Origin of the sequence: Lysinibacillus agricola, from assembly GCF_016638705.1 — a bacterium.
GTDB lineage: Bacteria > Bacillota > Bacilli > Bacillales_A > Planococcaceae > Lysinibacillus > Lysinibacillus agricola.
Map to the genome: position 1 here is coordinate 1,228,363 of NZ_CP067341.1, position 19,622 is coordinate 1,247,984.

The following is a 19,622-nucleotide window of genomic DNA, read 5'->3' on the forward strand; positions in this document are numbered from 1 at the left end:
CTCCTTCTATTTGTCAATTTTCAGACAAATATATGCCTTCGTATTTTAAAAAGAGCTGACTCGTGCCGAAGTGGCTACGAGGCAGCTCTTCGCTGTAGAGCTTACATAAGCGATATAAAATAGATTATTTTTTAGCTTCCACTACAACGTTTTTAAGTTGGATATTACCAAGAATATCTGCTTGCATGTTTTTCACGTTGTCTTGTACTACAGAAAGGTTCGTGTAGTAGTAGATTGGTGCAACTGGTAATTCAGAAACAGCAATTTTTTCTGCTTGTTTTAAAAGTTCAAGACGTTTAGCTGGATCTGTTTCCTTATTAGATTGAACTAATAATTTTTTGTACTCAGCATTTTCCCAACCAGTGTCATTGTTACCGTTTGCAGCAGTATCATACATTTCTAAGAATGTGTAAGCATCGTTGTAGTCACCAACCCAGCCCATACGTCCAGCTTGGTAGTCTAATTGGTTAAGTTTTTCTAAATAAACTTGCCATTCAGAATTATCTAGACCTACAGTAATACCAAGGTTTTTAGTCCAGCCTTCTTGAATGTATTGAGCGATAGCAGCGTGTGCTTCACTTGTGTTGAAAGAAACGTTAATTTTAATGTCTTTTGGATCTTTAATACCAAGTTCCTTCATACCTGCTTCAAGTGCTGCTTTAGCACCTTCCATATCGTTGTCTTTGTAGTAACCGCGGTCTTCTTCAAAGCCGTGAACTGCGATAGGAACCATGCCTAATGCAGGTTTTTGTTCACCTTTAGTAATGTTGTCGATTAATCCTTGACGGTTGATTGCTAATGTTAATGCTTTACGGATGTTAGCGTTTCCAGTGAATTTATCTTTATTATTTAATTTGTACCAATAAACAGACGCTTGGTCAGCGATACGTAAAGAACCATCAGCTTTAAACTCATCAATTGAGTCAAGAGCTACAGTTTGGAATGGAGCACCAAGGTAGTCAATTTCTTTACCTTTAAACATTGTAGAAGCTGTTGCTTCAGATTCTACCATACCAATGTTAACAGTTTCTAAAGATACTTTATCAACATCCCAGTATTCTGGGTTTTTCTTTAATACGATTGAATCATTGTGTTTCCACTCAGATAAAGTGAATGGACCGTTTGTTACAAAGTTTTCACCAGCATCTGCGTACCAGTCTTCTTTGCCTTCAACTACTTTTTGATTTAACGGAGCATATGTTTTAAATGCAGTTAATTCTAAGAAATAAGGAGTTGGATTATTTAAAGTTACTACTAAAGTTTTCTCGTCTTCCGCTTTAACGCCCACTTCATCAGCAGAACCTTTACCTAAATTGTACTCTTCAGCACCTTTAATAGGGTAAAGGATTGAAGCATACTCAGAAAGGTTATCTGGGTTTAATGCCCATTTCCAAGCATATACGAAGTCACCAGCAACTACTGGATCTCCGTTTGACCATTTTGCATCATCACGTAGTTTGAAAGTATACGTTAATTGGTCATCGCTAATTTCCCATTTTTCAGCCGCAGCTTCAATTGGTTTTGCATCAGCATCTAGTGTTGTTAAACCTTCAAAAGTGTTTGTAAGAATAACACCAGAAGTTGTATCTGTTGCTAATGCTGGATGAAGTGATGGTGGCTCTGAAGTTACTACAACATTTAATTCGCTTTTCGAAGAAGCCGTTCCAGATGAACCAGAATCTTTGCCATCATCTTTTGATTTTTCAGACGAATCTCCGCCGAAGCCGCATGCAGCAAGTACTAGTGAAAATACTGCAAGGACTGTTAGTAATAAAAACTTTTTGTTCTTATTCATGTGAATCCCCCTTATACAATTTTTAAGCCTTTTATGAAGCTCCTATTTAATATACCAAAAAATCATTGTGTACAAAATAAAAAAGATTCAAATTTATATAGTATTATCTGAAATCTAAGAGAATAATAATTTTTTTCGATTCATCACATTAAAGAATGAAAGCGTTTTAATAATAAAAAAATGATATTTATCTGTTTTGAATATCAAAAATAAAACAAAAATAAAAAAATGATTTATTATATAGAAAAATTCATATTCTTTTTGATAATATCATCGTTATTTGAAAAAAATGATTCAAAAGTAATAGGTTTGATGCTTTGTGAGACTTGTATAGTTTTGTAGAAAATTCTTGTAAAACTAAGTGATTTAGATTCCTGTTTAGGTATTTTTTTGTAATTTCTAATCACGAAGCATGAATATTTTTATCTATTAATGATATATAAGAAACTTATTTTGTATTTATCTAAGATTATCCAATAGAAGAGCAAAAAAGAAGAAGTAGAGTAAATATATGCAAAAATGTACCTTTATTAAGAAATAATTGCATTGTGTTTTCGTAGAATATATTTTTTTGAAATAATGTACACATTGCTTGAATATACAATAATGTATGAAAAGCCAATGTATTATATCAATCATATGTATGCAGATTATAACATATTACAAGTGGGAAAACATACCTCGCCTAACAACTTTTGTGCTGTTGTTTTATGGAGAAGTTCAATTGTCTTACTTAGAAAGAAAGATTCTGCATATAGTTACTAAAACAATTGCATTATGGCTAAAGTGGATAGGACTTGAGAATGATAGGGAGTGCATTTACCTTTTAAAAATTTTAACATCCATTAATAAAGCAGAGCATTTCAATGAAAGAAATACTCTGCTTGAATGTTTAAAGCTTAAATTGATTAATTTGGGTTTGTAAGTCCATTGATTTTTCACTTAAATCTGTAGCAACTTGATTTACTTGTTGCATTGTCGCAGCTTGTTCCTTACTCGCTTCGGCAACGATTTGTGTATTGGCTGCACTAGAAGAAGCACCATGGGCAATTTCTGCGACAGAGGCAGCTACCTGTTCAGCGCTTGCAGAGATTTCTTCCGAAGTAGCCGAAATATCTTCTATCTGGTCTGTCATCGTATTGATCGCTTTTACGATTGCTTCGAAAGAGTTGCCAGCATCCCCGATAATTTTTACACCATCTGTGACAGATTGTAGCCCATCTTCGACAGCTTTTTCTACATTTAGTGTATCTTCTTGAATTTCTTGTGTTAAGACAACGATTTGATTGGCTGATTGCTTTGATTCTTCTGCTAGCTTGCGTACTTCGTCGGCTACGACTGCAAAGCCTTTGCCGTGTTCACCTGCACGTGCAGCCTCGATTGCAGCGTTTAGGGCTAATAAATTCGTTTGATCTGTGATTGCTGTAATTACTGTAGTGATATGGCCTATTTCTTCTGATTGCTTACTCAATTTTTGAACGAGATCGTTAATCATTTGCGTAGAGTCATAAATGACGTTCATTTGTTGTTGGGCTTCATCGACTGTACTATTACCGTCATTCGCCAATTCACTTGTTGTCACTGCGCTTTGATGAAGTTGTTGAGTTGCCTCTGCTATACGTTGTACACCTACTGCTGTTTCATCCATTGCATATGCACTCTCATTGGCAGCAATTGTAGCAGTAGATGCTGCATTCGCTGTCTCATTAATACGTACAGTCACCTCTTCAGCAGAAGCAGAAATCTCTTCGGTAGAGGCGGATAGCTCTTCAGCAGAAGCTGATAAATGTTCAGCATTGCCTTGAATATGTGTTAATAAACTTCGTAAGCTATCTTTCATTGCGTTAAAGGCTGTAGAAAGCTGACCAATTTCATCTTTAGATTGGTGAGAGATATCTTGATGATATAATTCACCATTGGCAATATTATTGGCAGCAATTACTACAGATTTTAAAGGACGCGAAATAGTTCGTTGTACATAAAACATCAGGGATATCCCAAGAATAACGCCAATGACGATAGCTATGATTGAAATTATTTGCGAATTTGATACAGCTTGTCTAGACTCTTTTGTAACAATATCAAGTTGATTTTTTTGATAACTTATAATATTTTCTGATACTGATAATAACTCCTTGTTTGCTTGTTGCACCTCGCCATTAACTTTTTGTAGTGTCTCTTCTAATTTCCCAGCTTTTTGGAGCACAAGTGCTTCATCTGCCGCTTTGTTAAAAGCATCATTATATGTATTTAAATCCTGCGAGTAAGCATCCATTTCAGATGAATCAGATTTTTCCTTCATCTCTGCTACGTGGTCATCTAACATTTTTGAATATTTTGCAAAGTTCTCTTTATTAGCAGCTGTGTCCTCGATGATTATGGCACGAATGAAAAGCCCTTGCATCGCTAATTCAATTTGAAGATTATCAGCTAACTCTACTAAGGCAACACGATCCTCTAGCGCGTTTTCTACCTTATTTTCAATATTTGAAAACTGAATAAACAAAATCGACAATGAAATAATTAGGGTGAGGATGATGGAGAGAAAACCAAAGCTTAATTTTTTGCCTACAGACATAATGATACATCCTTTCTGAAATGCTTTACATTTTTACTTAAATTTAGCCATTCATAAAGGAGGAAGTCAATATCGCTCGGAATAAACAGTTCGGAATATTCACGAGTTTTTTTAGCGTTATTATAATAAGGAACAATAGCTATAAAAATCAATCAAGTTAAAGATAAATTTAATGGTTGCATAGTACAGATTACGTGGTCATCGTCATAAAAAAAAGAATACGATACATTTCATATCGTATTCCACAGCTTTTCGACTAAAAATAAACATTAAATAATGTGTATCTTTAAATAAAGGTTGATTTTCACTCCGAGTTGGCGCTTTCTGCGCAAGCTCATCTTGCAGGAGTCGCCACTCTCCGTGAAAAATCAACAACTCCTCATCATTAGTATGAGTAGACAAACTGAATCAAAGTAGTATTATGTTTAAAATACTAAAAGATTCAGCCTATGGGATATGTTTGAATATTTTTCATCAAGGTAACCCTCATCGTTAAACAACTTTATGCAATTCAAGAGTTTGTCTACAGTCTGAGAGGCTGGGACATAAGTATATTTTTATAGCACAATTAAAAAATTTTCACATCAGAAAAGCGCAAGAAATCAACGTTTCTAAAATTGATTTCTCACGCTTTTTAAAGTTTTGACCAGTTATGTCTCAGCCTCAATCTTTAAGACTGTTTTTTTAACTGTAAAATGACAGTTTCATCTGGATCGATGTATAAAGTCTTTTGTTCAAAGTAAATAACAAAACCAGGTTTAGCGCCATTTGGCTTTTTTACCTGACGTATTTCTGTGTAATCTACTGGGACAGAGGAAGAGTCTCTTGCTTTTGAAAAATAGGCGGCAAGTGTAGCGGCTTCTCGTAATGTAGTATCATCTGGTTCACTCGTATGGATGACAACATGTGAGCCTGGAATATCCTTCGTATGCAGCCAAATATCAGTGCGCTTAGCTATTTTAAATGTAAGCATGTCATTTTGCTTGTTATTCTTCCCAACAGAGATAGCTACACCTGTAGAAGAGACATAACGTTCAGGCTCAGGCTTCACTTGTTTCTTCTTTTTTCTCGCATGACGTAATTTCAAATAACCTTGTTCTGCTAATTCTTCGCGAATTTCTTCGATATCTCCCGGAGCAGCTTGTTGTACCTGCTGAGCGAGCATTTCAAAATATGTTATTTCTTCCTTCGTTTTTTCTAGCTGTTCTTGAACCATTATAAGGGCATTTTTTGCCTTTGTGTATTTTGTGTAATAGCTTTGAGCGTTTTCGATAGGTGTTTTACGATCACTTACTGGAATGGTGATTTTTTCTTCAGTCTCACTATAGTAGTTAGTGACAGTTACTTCTCTTACACCTTTTTCAAACGCGTAAATATTCGCCATCAGTAGTTCCCCATATAATTGGAACTGATCAAGCTTAGATGCACGTTCGTAATCTTTATTCAATTTTTTAGTTTTTAATGTAAGCTTATCAATTTCATTTTGTAGCCATCGCTCTAAATCCCCTGCCTGCTGTTTAACACGATCACGCTCAGCTCGTGCAAAGAATACGCGGTCAAGTAGCTCGTGTACATTTGGATAAATCGTTACATCTCCTTGTAAATGTGTTAAAGCGATTGGTGAGAAGTAAGTTTTATTATTTGCGAATACATACATCGGCTCTGCTCCACCATTATTAAAAGAAGCTATAAAGTTCTTAAAGCTACCTACACGATCAGTTGTGTCTGTTAATCGGAATAATAATTCCTCTGCATGGACAGGTGAGAAGCCAGTAAATTGCGAAACAACTTCCTTAGCCGTTTTTAGTTCAGAGAAAAACATCGTAAGCTGTTCGTCGGTCACTGCTAGAGGGTGCCATTTATTTTGGGCGGGTGGTGCAATATAGGGCTGACCAGGTAACACTGTCCGAAAACTATTCACGGAAGGTGGCAAATGCTTTAAGCTGTCGACTATTTTTCCCTGCTCCTTATCTATTAACAGCAGGTTACTGTGACGGCCCATAATTTCAGCATGTAATTCCCTTACAATAGGGTCGCCAATTTCATTTTTACTTTGGATTTCTACTATTATAATACGATCAAAATCGTGTTGTTTAATAGAAGAAATAAAACCACCCTCTATATGCTTCCGTAACAGCATACAAAACATAGGAGGTTCTGCTGGATTATCAATAGATTGCTCAGTAAGATGAACGCGTGCGTATGAAGGGTGAATTGAAAAAAGCAATTTATGATTGCTTCCGTTCGCACGGATATGTAAAACTACCTCCTGAGCGTTTGGTTGATGTATTTTAGTAATCCGACCTGTTACTAATTGTTGTAGGTCGGCTGTCATTGAATAAGTAAATAAGCCATCAAATGCCATATGAATTCCTCTTTCCAACGATATAAGCATCCTTGGTACTTTCGTATTTATTATATTTTAATGGTGCATTCTCATAACACTCTACTCGAGCACAAATGCACTTTTCTTATGACTCATCACCATAACGTGGGTTGATTTCCGTTCCGGGGGCCATGATAAAAACTGAAATTGTTCCGATAACACGAGATAATATTCCGATAAAAGCTAATATTGTTCCGATAAATCTTCAAAGTACGCATTTGAAAATAATGAGCCGCTAATTCCATCCACTCTAATCAACTTCTAGACATAGCGTACATTTTAACAAATGTCATCTCTTTCTTTTGGTGATGAGCATTTTCTTATGTTTATCATAGCATTTTTTAGGTGAATATTAAAATATAGCTTTAATTGTGGTAGAATTAGCTTTTTCTTGATCTAATTTTTTATGGTGAGACGTCATAAATGGCAGAGCTTATGTTATAATAATTCCAGTATGCAAAGAAAGGTGTGACGAACCTTGGTGCGTAGTATGACTGGTTTTGGCAGAGGTGTCACAACAACAAGAGACTTTCAATTAACCGTAGAAATGCGCTCGGTCAACCATCGATTTTTAGAAATTCATGCAAAATTTCCGAAAGAATGGCTTGAAGCAGAAATTTTTGCAAAGAAATTAATTTCACAAGCTTTGTCACGTGGCAAAATTGATGTGATGGTATATGTTAAGGATTTAGAGAACGTCGAGCAATCTATTGAAATTAATTGGTCATTAATTGAAGCGTATCGTAAGGCAAAAGAGCAATTAGCAAGTAAAGTACCACTTGAAGAAAAATGGACGATGCAAGAGCTACTGTCTCTTGAACAAGCACTTGTACAGGAAAAGCCACAGCTTACACCTGAGGATTTACTTTGTGCTGTTGAAAAGGCTATTACGCAAGCACTTGAGCAGCTGATTCAAATGCGCGAGCGTGAAGGGCAAGAATTGCAAGACGTTGTTGTACAATATAAAGAACAGTTAATGGAACAAGTGAAACAGATTCGTTCATTCTCCTCTCTAGCTGTTGAAAAATATCGTACACGATTATTGGAACGAATTACTGAAGTGGCGAATGGATCGCTGTTAGAAGATCGCCTACTTGCAGAAGTAGCGATATTTGCAGAACGTGTAGACATTACCGAAGAATTGGACCGATTAGATAGTCATTTTAATCAACTGGAAGAAACGTTACAAGAAACGATTTCAGTTGGCCGTAAATTAGACTTTTTAATGCAGGAAATACACCGCGAGATCAATACGATTGGTTCAAAAAATCAATCAACAGAGGCGGCCATTGCGGTAGTTCAGGCGAAAACAATTTTAGAAAAGATGCGTGAGCAAGTTCAAAATATCGAATAGCTTGCATGTATCTGTTATAAATTAAGGGAGATATAGAGAATAAATGATAAAAGAACGCGGATTATTAATTGTTCTGTCTGGCCCATCTGGTGTAGGTAAAGGGACAGTGCGAAAAGAATTATTTTCTCAGCCGAATACGAATTATGAGTATTCCATCTCGATGACAACACGAAATCCTCGCGAAGGTGAAGTAGATGGTGTAGACTATTTTTTCAAGACACGTGAAGAATTTGAAGCATTAATTGAACAGGGTGGCTTATTGGAGCATGCTGAATTTGTAGGTAATTATTACGGAACACCGTTAGCCTATGTAAATGAAACACTTGATGCAGGACGTGATGTGTTTTTAGAAATCGAAGTGCAGGGTGCAGCTCAAATCCGTAAAAAGGCACCAGATGCATTATTTATTTTCTTAGCCCCACCAAGTTTAACGGAATTAAAGGACCGTTTAGTTGGTCGAGGGACAGAAACAGCAGAGGTTATTGCAAAGCGTATTGCAACTGCAAGTGAAGAGCTTGAAATGATGAGCTTATACGATTATGTAGTTGAAAATGATGAAGTGACAAATGCCTGTGATCGTATAAATGCGATTATTAAAGCTGAGCATTGTCGTAGAGAACGTGTTGAAAAAAGATATTTGTCAATGTTGAGAGGAGAATAAACCTATGTTATACCCATCAGTAGATACATTAAAAAAAGAAATCGATTCAAAATATTCATTAGTAAGTCTAGCATCTAAACGTGCTCGTCAAATGCAAGAGGAACAAGGCACAGAACGCTTACACAAGTATGTTTCCTATAAATCCGTAGGGAAAGCACTTGAAGAAGTAGCAGCAGGTGTACTTACAAAGGTATCACAGGATGAGTCAACTGTATACGAAGACGAAATCTAACATTGATGTAAAAAAGCTTTTGCTAAATTAATGTTAAAGTCTTACAGTGGATTTTTGATTATACAAATGCCGAGAGCTCCCGAGGAATGTTCCTTTGGGAGCTTATCATTTGAAAGGACGATTGTACATGAATAAAAACATTTTACTTTGTGTTTCAGGTGGTATAGCGGTTTATAAGGCTGTCGCTCTAGTTAGCAAGCTATCTCAGGCAGGGGCAAATGTAAAAGTCATCATGACAGCATCAGCAAGACAATTTGTGAATCCGTTGAGCTTTCAAGTTATGTCCAAAAATGATGTTTTTTTCGACACATTTGATGAAAAGGATTCAAGTGTTATTGCTCATATTGATTTGGCGGATTGGGCAGATTTAATTTTAGTTGCACCAGCTACTGCAAATGTTATTGGTAAACTGGCGAATGGAATTGCAGATGATATGGTAACGACGACCTTGCTTGCAACAACTGCACCTGTTTGGCTTGCACCAGCTATGAACGTGCATATGTATGATCATCCAGCGGTAAAACGAAATTTGGCACAGCTAGCATCTGATGGCTATCAATTTATAGAGCCTTCAGAAGGATTTTTGGCATGTGGCTATGTTGGTAAGGGACGTTTAGAGGAGCCAGAAAAAATAACTGCGATTGTGCAAGGATTTTTTTCAGAGAAGGTCAAGCCGCTAGCTGGTAAAACGGTAGTGGTCACAGCTGGAGCATTTTATGTGCCATTGGACGAGCACCATGTTATTAGTACAAAGGCGAACGGTAGAATTGGTCAGGCGATAGCAGAAGAGGCGAAAATACTTGGGGCAAATGTAATTTTAATAGATGAGAAAGAAGCAAGCGTGCATAAGCTTTTTGAACAACTTGAGGGTTATCAAAAACAATATCCATCTACATTTTTTATCCATGCAGCAAATACGCCTACAATTGAAGGCGCACCGATACTGTCCATAGAAGGAATGACCGCAGTAACCTTTGGACAGAAGGTTATTGGTGAACCTATGTTAACAATCGTATCTGACACGTGGATCGATTTTAGTGACACGGCAGAAATAAATGGCCAATTTTGGGATGCGACAGATGCCACACAGTTTGCTAAAGCATTTTGGACATATATATTACAGGGTGATGCGCAATGAGTTTATTGATTGCAGAGGTTATAGTGGATGTTTCAACATACCATGTAGATCGTCCATTTGACTATGAAGTGCCAACACAATGGGCAAACATTATAGAAATGGGCTGTCGTGTCAAAGTACCGTTTGGACCAAGAAATGTTCTAGGCTTTGTGATCGGATTAAAAAATGAAACAGATGTACCATCTAATAAATTAAAATCTATTGCACAAATTTTAGATATAGAGCCTGTGTTAACAGAAGAAATGCTGTTAATGGCAAAGTGGCTGAAAAACGAAACGATTTGCTATGAAATTGATGCCTTACAGGTCATGCTCCCATCAGCGCTTCGAGCGAAGTATGAAAAAATCATAACGATGCAAGAGGAGAAAGAAGCTTTACCTGAAGATGCCAAGGTTATTTTCGGTAAGCGACAACAGGCTAATTTCAAGGAATTCGAGCGTGCTGGATTACTTCCTTTATTAAAGCAACTGATAACAGATAAAATTGTAAGAATTGAAAATGTTGTGAAGCAGCAAGGAAATGTGAAAGAAATACGTATGGTCAAAATTTCAGATGATCAGCAAGATATCGACAAGGCAATGGAAGGTGCAGCGAGAGCAGCCAAACAGCGCCTGCTGATTGAATGGATGAGTAGACACCTTGGTGAAGTCCTTTTGCCACAGAAAATCTATGAGGAAACAGGTATGTCACCCGCAGTATTACAGTCAGTTATTGAAAAAGGTGCCGCTCATTTTATACAAGAAGAGGTGTATCGTGATCCCTTTACGAAGGAGGTTTCCCGTACTCAATCTTTACAATTGACGGATGAACAGCACGTTGCACTAAAGGCCATTACTGGATCAATGGAAGAACAGACTGGGAAAACTTTTTTACTACACGGCGTCACGGGGAGTGGTAAAACTGAGATATATTTGCAGGCAATACAAAAGGTGTTAGATGAAGGTAAGGAAGCCATTATGCTTGTGCCTGAAATATCATTAACACCACAAATGACAGAGCGTTTTCGTAGTCGTTTTGGCGAGATGGTTGCTGTGATGCATAGTGGATTGTCTGTTGGTGAAAAGTATGATGAATGGCGTAAAATTCAGCAAGGAAAAGTGAGCGTTGTTGTTGGAGCTCGTTCAGCAATTTTCGCACCTTTTACAAATATAGGTCTTATTATTTTAGATGAAGAGCATGAATCAACGTATAAGCAAGAAGATTCACCACGTTATCATGCTAGAGATGTAGCAATTTGGCGAAGTGAATTTTATAACTGTCCTGTCATATTAGGTAGTGCAACGCCTGCACTTGAATCATTTGCGAGAGCAAAGAAGGGCGTATATAGTTTGCTATCCTTAAAGCAACGTGCTTTGCACCAACCGTTACCAACTGTTTTTATTGCTGATATGCGAGAAGAACTTCAAAAAGGGAATCGTTCTATGTTTTCGGAGCAACTTATTGATGCTATACGTATAAGGCTTGAGAAAAAAGAACAGATGGTGATGTTTTTAAATCGTCGTGGCTATTCCTCTTTTGTGCTTTGTCGTGATTGTGGGACGGTTGTACAATGTCCAAACTGTGACATTTCGTTAACGTATCATCGAACAACAGAGAAATTAAAATGTCATTATTGCGGTTATGAGGAGCGTGTTCCTCAAATATGTCCACAATGCCAAAGTGAGCATATTCGCTATTTTGGTACCGGAACACAAAAGGTCGAGGAAGAAATATATAAGTTATTTCCTGAGGCAAGGGTCTTTCGGATGGATGTTGATACAACAAAGCACAAAGGTGCACATGAAGAAATTTTGCAGGCATTTGGGGAAGGACAGGCAGATATTTTGCTAGGGACGCAAATGATTGCGAAAGGTCTTGATTTTCCTAATATTACGCTTGTTGGTGTACTGAGTGCTGATACATCTCTGCATCTGCCCGATTATCGTGCAGCGGAGCGAACATTTCAATTATTAACGCAGGTTAGTGGTAGGGCTGGGCGTCATGAAAAGCTTGGTGAGGTTATTATTCAATCGTATACACCAGAGCATTATGCAATTGAATTGGCCAAAATACAAGATTATGAGCCATTTTACGAACGTGAAATGTTTTTACGCCGCCGCTCTAGCTATCCACCGTATTATTATGTAGCACTTGTTCAAATATCCCATGAGGATGTCATGATGGCAGCTGAGTATGCTGGACGTGCAGCGGATTGGCTAATGGAAAACCTATCAAACAAAGTAGCAATTATTGGACCAACAACGGCAAGCATTAGTCGCCTCCAAAATAGATATCGTTATCAATGTTTGATAAAATATAAAATTGAACCAAATCTGATTCCGGTATTACAACGCCTTCTTGCGATGTATCGTGCGGAATGGATTAAACAAGGTATATTAATGACGGTAGATTTAGATCCGTCGACTATATAAAATGCTCTATCACTCAAAGTTTGGGATGACATTTTGCTAAAACTTATGTCTTGCATATAAGTTGATTGGAGTGTAGGCTGGGCGACTCCTCGGGGATCAGCAATAAAGGAACGAAGGCTAAAACCATCACGTCCTGTGATAACGCCTTCGTGACCAACATCGTGTTGGCCCGAGACCCTACAGCGAAGCGAAGCGGCTCATCGGACGCCCCCAGGAAGCTCTGCTCTGTGCGAAAGCGAAGCGTCAGCAACAAAGCGCCCAGCCGAAACGGAAATCAACCACACGTTATGATGATGAACCCGCAGAAAGATTCTACAAAAGACTATCCCAGGCAATTATGCCGAGGCATTACAATTTAACAAGGTATAGGCCTTAAATATAGAAATGAGGAACATAAAATGGCAATTAAAAAAGTTGTAGAACATCCAGCAAAGGTATTATCAACACCGTGCGCGGAAGTAACAGAAATTAATGAAGAAACTATTACATTACTAGATGATTTATATGACACAATGGTTGAATATGATGGCGTTGGAATTGCAGCACCACAAATAAATGTAGGCTTACGTGTTGCAATTGTCGAGCTTGGCGAGGAACGAGATATTTTAGAAATGATTAATCCAACTGTTATCGAAACGGATGGAGCTGAAGTAGATATTGAGGGTTGCTTAAGCTTCCCAGGATTATACGGGGAGGTTGAACGCCCTGAATATGTGAAAATTGAAGCATGTGACCGTGAAGGACGTGTATATGAGCTAGAAGCGGGAGGCTTTGATGCACGAGCAATTTTACATGAAATCGATCATTTAGATGGCGTGCTATTCGATTCAAAAATCAAACGCATTGTAACCGAAGAAGAACTTGAAGCAATGTACGCCGAAGAGGAGGAATAAAATGACATCAATAATTTTTATGGGCACACCTGATTTCTCCGCGCCAATTTTGCGTATGCTACATCATGAAGGCTATGATATTAAAGCTGTAGTTACACAACCAGATCGTCCAGTTGGGCGTAAGCGTGTGTTAACACCACCACCTGTTAAAGCAGCAGCGATGGAGTTAGGTTTACCTGTTATTCAGCCGGAAAAGCTACGTGGTTCTGAGGAATTACAGCAAATTATTGATTTACAGCCTGACTTAGTCGTAACGGCAGCTTTTGGACAAATTTTGCCGAAAGAATTGCTAGATGCACCACCGCTTGGTTGTATTAACGTCCATGCGTCACTTTTACCGAAGTATCGTGGTGGGGCACCTATTCACCAAGCAGTTATTGATGGTGAAAAAGAGACTGGTGTAACAATTATGTATATGGAGCAAAAGCTAGATGCTGGTGATATCATATCTCAAAAGGCTATCCCAATTGAAGAGGAAGATCATACAGGTGGACTATTTGATAAGCTGAGTGCTGTGGGCAGCGATTTATTAAAAGAAACACTTCCTTCTATTATAAATGGAACAAATAATCGTACAGTGCAGGATGAAGCACAAGTAACCTTCGCAAGCAATATTTCACGTGAACAGGAACGTATCGATTGGACAAAGGATGCTACAACTTTATACAATCAAGTGCGTGGTCTTCATCCATGGCCAGTTGCCTATACAACATTTGAAGATGGGAACTTTAAAATTTGGTGGGCACAGGTTGGTAACACGAAGAATGATGCTATTCCTGGTACGGTTGTTGCGATTTCAAAGGATCATTTTGAAGTTGCAGCTGGAAATGGAACAACACTTGCCCTGTATGATGTACAACCCGCTGGTAAAAAACGCATGACAGCAGAGGAATATTTACGTGGTACAGGTTCTAAATTACAGATCGGGGACCAGTTTAAATGAGTAAAAAAAGCGTAGTAATTTGGGATGGAAATGTGCGCGATGCTGCACTTTCTATTCTGTTAGCAGTAGATAAAAATCAAGCCTATAGTAATTTACTTTTAAATGAAACGATAAAGCGACATAAAATTGAAGCGAAGGATCGTGCGCTTTTAACAGAAATTACGTACGGCACTCTACAATATAAAATGACACTTGACTACTATTTAGAACCATTTATTCGTGGTTCAGTGGATCATTGGGTGCGCTGGCTTTTACGTTTATCTTTATATCAAATGCATTATTTAACGCGTATACCACCTCATGCAGCGGTGAATGAAGCTGTAGAAATTGCCAAGCGTCGAGGTCACCAAGGGATTGCTTCAATGGTCAACGGTATTTTACGATCTATTTTACGTCAGGGTGTAGCTTCTACGGATGACATTAAAGATCCGATTGAGCGCCTTACCATTGAAACGAGTCATCCAGAATGGTTAGTGCAACGCTTTGTCGATAACTATGGTATTAAAGTAGCAACTGAAATGTTACATGAAAATAATGTGCCTCCAGTGCAGACTGTACGTGTAAATATGACGAAAGGAAGCGTCGAGCAAGCGATTGCCAGCATAGAAGCGGAAGGTTTATCAGCGAAAAGAAGTGATCTAATGCCTGAATGCTTACATGTAACAAATGGTCAGCCAGCTCGAACAAAGGCATTCCAAGAAGGGCTTATTACTATTCAGGATGAAAGCTCCATGATTCCAGCAAATGTTTTGAATCCATCTCCTGGCATGCGCGTCTTAGATATGTGTGCAGCTCCAGGTGGAAAAACAACACATATAGCTGAAATTATGAAAAATGAAGGATCGATTTTAGCGACTGACCTTCACCCTCATAAATTAGATTTAATCGACCATAATACGGATCGTCTAGGTATTGATATCGTAGAGACTGCTCCGATTGACGGACGTAAAGCACCTGATTTTCTACAACCAGGATCATTCGACGCTATTTTAGTCGATGCACCTTGTAGTGGTTTAGGTGTTATGCGCCGCAAGCCAGATATTAAATATACAAAACGAGAGGAAGATTTAGAAAACCTCCAAAAAATACAATTGGCGCTATTAGATGCTGCAACAAAAGTATTGAAAATAGATGGCAAGCTTGTGTACAGTACATGTACAGTCGATAAAAAGAAAAATGAAGGCACTGTAGAGGCCTTTTTATCAACGCATCCAGAAATGGAAGCTATACAACTAGAATCTTTACCAACAAAATTAGCGGAAAAGCAAGCAAATGGCATGCTTCAAGTCTTTCCACAAGACTTTGGCAGTGACGGTTTCTTCGTTGCCGCCTTTCGTAAAAAAGGAGAATCCAACTAATGGTGGATCAAGAGAAATTTAATGAGCGTATAAGCGACTTAGTTGAAGAAGCAGAAGACAAGCCTGTTCGAGCTAAAAAAGAAAAACCAAATTTAAAGGAATCGGTATACTCATTACAGCCGAAACAACTAGAAGAATGGTTAAAGGAAAATGGTGAAAAACCGTTCCGTGCAGCACAAATTTTTGATTGGCTTTATAATAAACGAGTGAAAACATTTGAAGAAATGTCAAACCTTTCAAAAGGATTACGTGAAAAGCTAGAAGCAAGTTTTTCATTAACGACATTGTCAACAATTATTAAGCAGGAATCTAAAGATGGTACGATCAAGTTTTTATTCCAATTACAAGACGGCTATTCTATTGAAACTGTATTAATGCGTCATGAATATGGGAATTCTGTTTGTGTGACAACACAAGTAGGTTGCCGAATTGGCTGTACGTTTTGTGCATCAACTTTAGGTGGATTAAAACGTCATTTACTAGCAGGGGAAATCGTGGAGCAAGTTGTCAAAGTACAGCAGACTTTAGATGAAGTGGGCGAGCGTGTGTCACATATCGTCATTATGGGTATTGGAGAACCTTTCGATAATTATGATGCAATGATGAGCTTCTTAAAAGTCATCAACCATGAAAAAGGATTAAATATTGGTGCTCGTCACATCACTGTATCAACATCAGGGATTGTTCCAAAAATTTATCAATTTGCTGATGAGCAGCTACAAATCAACTTTGCAGTATCCTTACACGCACCAAACCAAGAGGCTCGTCAAAAACTAATGCCGATTGCACGTGCTTACAAATTGGATGAATTAATGGAAGCCGTCCGTTACTATACCGAAAAAACTGGTCGACGTGTTAGTTTTGAGTATGGTTTAATGTCTGGTGAAAATGATTCAGTTGAAATTGCAGAAGAATTATCCGCATTAATAAAAGGAATTAAATGCCACGTGAACTTAATTCCTGTAAACTACGTACCAGAACGTGATTATGTTCGCACATCTCGTAGTCAAATTTTTGCCTTTGAAAAAACTTTAAAGAAGAATGGTATTAACGTAACGATCCGCCGAGAGCAAGGTTCTGATATTGCAGCTGCGTGTGGTCAATTACGTGCGCAAGAGAGATCTGAAGAGACGAGGTGACCAGTGTTGAAATACACAGTCGAAAGTGATATTGGGTTAAAACGAGCAATTAATGAAGACCGTGCGGCGTTTTTTAAACGTCCAGACGGGCTTGCACTAGCACTTGTAGCGGACGGCATGGGTGGTCATAATGCTGGCGATGTAGCGAGTGATATGGCGATGAAACAGATAGAATCCGTTTTTTTACAGGCAGAGGCACATCAATTTGCATCAACAACATCAAAAAAAGAGTGGTTATTACAAGCAGTCAAGCAATTAAATAAAAATATATATGACTATTCTTTATCACATGAAGACTGTAAAGGAATGGGCACGACGTTTATTGCAGTGTTAATTGAAAAAAATCATTGCTTTATCTCACATGTTGGTGATAGTCGTGTGTATTATTTCTTTGAAGATGGTGCACAACAAATAACAAGAGATCACTCCTATGTAAATGTTCTGGTTGAAAATGGTGAAATAAGTGAAGAGGAAGCGTTGACACATCCGAAGAAAAATTTCATCTTGAAAGCTGTTGGTACAGAAGAAACGATTGAACCAGATTTTTATGAAGTTGATTTAGCATCAGAATCGTATTTACTCATTTGCTCTGACGGTTTAAGTAATAAACTAACCGTGTATGAAATGGCATCAATTATTACGTATCCAGATTCAATAGAAGAAAAAGGACGAAAACTTGTGGAATTAGCAAATGCAAGCGGGGGGGAAGACAATATCTCCCTCGTGCTACTCACAAGGCAAGATGAGGAGGTGTAAGTATGCTTGTAGGTAAACGAATTAGTGACCGCTATAAAATTATAGGGCTCATTGGTGGCGGGGGTATGTCCAATGTTTATTTAGCACATGACATGATTTTAAACCGGGATGTAGCGATTAAAATATTACGCTATGATTTTACCAATGAGGATGAATTACATCGACGTTTCCAACGTGAGGCACTTTCTGCTACAAGCCTTACACATCCAAATATTGTTAGCGTTTATGATGTAGGGGATGATGGTGATCTACATTATATTGTAATGGAGTATGTTCAAGGAAAAACGTTAAAGCAGTACATACAGGAATTTGCACCAATTTCTCCTGCTAGAAGTGTGCATATTATGAAGCAGTTAACATCAGCCATTGCCAATGCTCATGAAAATCATATTATCCATCGTGACATTAAGCCTCAAAATATTTTAATGGATGCTGAGGGTAATGTGAAAATAACTGACTTTGGCATCGCGATGACGCTTAGTGCAACGTCATTTACACAAACAAACTCCGTGCTTGGAACTGTGCATTATTTGTCACCAGAGCAGGCTCGTGGCGGCACAGCAACAAATAAATCTGATATTTATGCACTTGGGATTGTTTTATATGAATTATTAACAGGAGAATTGCCGTTTTCTGGCGAGTCAGCTGTTTCGATAGCCCTTAAGCATTTACAAGCTGAGACACCGTCAGTTCGTGCATTCGATGCTACTATTCCACAAAGCGTGGAAAATGTTGTGCTAAAAGCTACAGCAAAAGATGCTTCCCATCGTTATTCAACTGTAGAAGAAATGCAAGAAGATTTAGAGACAGTTTTATCGCCAAATCGTATGAATGAACCAAAATTTGTCATACCGGTAGATAATGATGTGACAAAGGCTATTCCGATTATAAAAGAACCAACTCTACGTAAAGACGAAGATTTAACGAAGACAAGAGCAATCGAACCAATTACGCAATCAAAGCCGAAACCCGAAGCTAAGAAGCCCGTTGAAAAGGCAGTACCTGTAAAGAAAAAGAAAAAGTGGCCATTATATGTTGCTGGGTTAGTAATAGCAGCCATCGCCATTTCCCTATTCTTGTTATTTGCAACTAGCCCGAAAAAGATATCTGTACCTGATGTGGCTAATCTAACAATTGTGGAAGCTACTAAGAAATTAGAGGCTGAAGGCTTTACTGTTGGTGAAGAACCTCAGGAGCGTTATGATGAGGACATAGAAAAGGATAAGGTCATTGAAACAAACCCTGCTGAGGGGACGGAGCGTGTAAAAGGTACGGAAGTAGACTTAGTCGTTAGTCTTGGAGTAGAAAAGACGAAAGTGGATGATTATAGAGGGCAGCAAATCAGCCAAGTTCAATCAATGTTAAAGGGTAAATTTTTAGAGCCAGAAATTAGCGACGTATATTCTACAGAGCCAGAAGGAACAATTATTGAACAAGAGCCGCTACCACCAGAAGAAGTAATCGCTAAAGATACATCAATGAAATTTAAAGTAAGCGCCGGTGTAAAAATGGTTACCGTAGATAATGTTGTGAATTACACGAAAGCTGAAATGGATGAGTACGTAAGTAGACAAGGCTTAAAATGGCGTATTTCTCGTGAAGACTATAATAATACAGTAGCGGCTGGAAGTGTTATTTCACAATTGACAAAAGCTGGAACTTCAGTTGAAGCAGGCTCTACAATAGCTGTTGTCATCAGTAAAGGACCTGCCGAAAAACCTGTGAAAACTTATGTGACAACAGTGGTGATTCCATATGAACCAACAGAGGAAGGTATCGAACAACAAATTCGAATTGAAGTTCAAGATAAAATCCATTCAATGGCAAAACCGTATGCTGAATTTCCTATTACAAGTGATAAGGAATACAAAATACAATTTGTCGTTGAAGAAGGTCAACAAGTAGCCTATAAAATTCTACGTGATTCGCAAATTATTGCTGAAGAAAGTTTCAATTATGATGATATTAAATAAGGGGG

At 38.0% G+C, this 19,622-nt stretch carries 14 protein-coding genes; 11 read left to right on the forward strand and 3 right to left on the reverse strand.

Annotated elements, in window-relative coordinates; all coding sequences use genetic code 11:
* Positions 1–124: 124 nt before the first annotated feature.
* From FJQ98_RS05780 to FJQ98_RS05790, 3 genes are all read right to left on the reverse strand, one after another.
* Entirely contained in the window at positions 125–1,795 is a 1,671-nt protein-coding gene (locus FJQ98_RS05780) for a peptide ABC transporter substrate-binding protein (RefSeq protein ID WP_053594150.1), read from the reverse strand.
* A gap of 892 nt (positions 1,796–2,687) precedes the next feature.
* Positions 2,688–4,373, reverse strand: a complete 1,686-nt coding sequence (locus FJQ98_RS05785; protein ID WP_053594152.1) for a methyl-accepting chemotaxis protein — start codon at positions 4,371–4,373, stop codon at positions 2,688–2,690.
* A gap of 670 nt (positions 4,374–5,043) precedes the next feature.
* Positions 5,044–6,738 carry an Rqc2 family fibronectin-binding protein gene (locus FJQ98_RS05790; RefSeq protein WP_053594153.1) on the reverse strand — a complete coding sequence of 565 codons (1,695 nt, stop codon included), beginning with the start codon at positions 6,736–6,738 and terminating at the stop codon, positions 5,044–5,046.
* Positions 6,739–7,237: 499 nt separating this feature from the next.
* Here FJQ98_RS05790 and FJQ98_RS05795 point away from each other — a divergent pair, with 499 nt between their 5' ends.
* From FJQ98_RS05795 to pknB, 11 genes are all read left to right on the forward strand, one after another.
* Entirely contained in the window at positions 7,238–8,113 is an 876-nt protein-coding gene (locus FJQ98_RS05795) for a YicC/YloC family endoribonuclease (RefSeq protein ID WP_053594154.1), read from the forward strand.
* A gap of 43 nt (positions 8,114–8,156) precedes the next feature.
* Positions 8,157–8,774: a guanylate kinase gene (gmk, locus tag FJQ98_RS05800; protein WP_053594155.1), complete on the forward strand. Its 618-nt coding sequence runs from the start codon at positions 8,157–8,159 to the stop codon at positions 8,772–8,774.
* A gap of 4 nt (positions 8,775–8,778) precedes the next feature.
* Entirely contained in the window at positions 8,779–9,006 is a 228-nt protein-coding gene (gene rpoZ, locus FJQ98_RS05805; RefSeq protein ID WP_053594156.1) for a DNA-directed RNA polymerase subunit omega, read from the forward strand.
* Between the two features lie 127 nt (positions 9,007–9,133).
* Entirely contained in the window at positions 9,134–10,144 is a 1,011-nt protein-coding gene (gene coaBC, locus FJQ98_RS05810) for a bifunctional phosphopantothenoylcysteine decarboxylase/phosphopantothenate--cysteine ligase CoaBC (protein WP_053594157.1), read from the forward strand.
* Complete coding sequence (gene priA / locus FJQ98_RS05815) at positions 10,141–12,555, forward strand: primosomal protein N' (RefSeq protein WP_082340022.1); 2,415 nt, start codon at positions 10,141–10,143, stop codon at positions 12,553–12,555. Before coaBC ends, priA begins: the two co-directional genes overlap by 4 nt.
* 398 nt (positions 12,556–12,953) lie before the next feature.
* Entirely contained in the window at positions 12,954–13,448 is a 495-nt protein-coding gene (def, locus tag FJQ98_RS05820; protein ID WP_053594158.1) for a peptide deformylase, read from the forward strand.
* Between the two features lies 1 nt (position 13,449).
* A complete protein-coding gene (fmt, locus tag FJQ98_RS05825) occupies positions 13,450–14,391 on the forward strand; it encodes a methionyl-tRNA formyltransferase (RefSeq protein ID WP_053594159.1) in 942 nt (313 codons plus the stop codon).
* Positions 14,388–15,749 (forward strand): 16S rRNA (cytosine(967)-C(5))-methyltransferase RsmB, encoded by a 1,362-nt coding sequence (gene rsmB / locus FJQ98_RS05830; RefSeq protein ID WP_201406651.1) that lies wholly within the window; start codon positions 14,388–14,390, stop codon positions 15,747–15,749. The genes fmt and rsmB overlap by 4 nt, the downstream gene beginning before the upstream one ends.
* Positions 15,749–16,888 carry a dual-specificity RNA methyltransferase RlmN gene (gene rlmN, locus FJQ98_RS05835; RefSeq protein WP_053594161.1) on the forward strand — a complete coding sequence of 380 codons (1,140 nt, stop codon included), beginning with the start codon at positions 15,749–15,751 and terminating at the stop codon, positions 16,886–16,888. Before rsmB ends, rlmN begins: the two co-directional genes overlap by 1 nt.
* A gap of 6 nt (positions 16,889–16,894) precedes the next feature.
* Positions 16,895–17,644 carry a Stp1/IreP family PP2C-type Ser/Thr phosphatase gene (locus tag FJQ98_RS05840; RefSeq protein ID WP_053594162.1) on the forward strand — a complete coding sequence of 250 codons (750 nt, stop codon included), beginning with the start codon at positions 16,895–16,897 and terminating at the stop codon, positions 17,642–17,644.
* Between the two features lie 2 nt (positions 17,645–17,646).
* The gene (pknB, locus tag FJQ98_RS05845) at positions 17,647–19,617 is read left to right on the forward strand and encodes a Stk1 family PASTA domain-containing Ser/Thr kinase (protein WP_053594163.1); all 1,971 of its coding nucleotides are present in this window, start codon (positions 17,647–17,649) and stop codon (positions 19,615–19,617) included.
* The last annotated feature ends 5 nt before the right edge of the window (positions 19,618–19,622 follow it).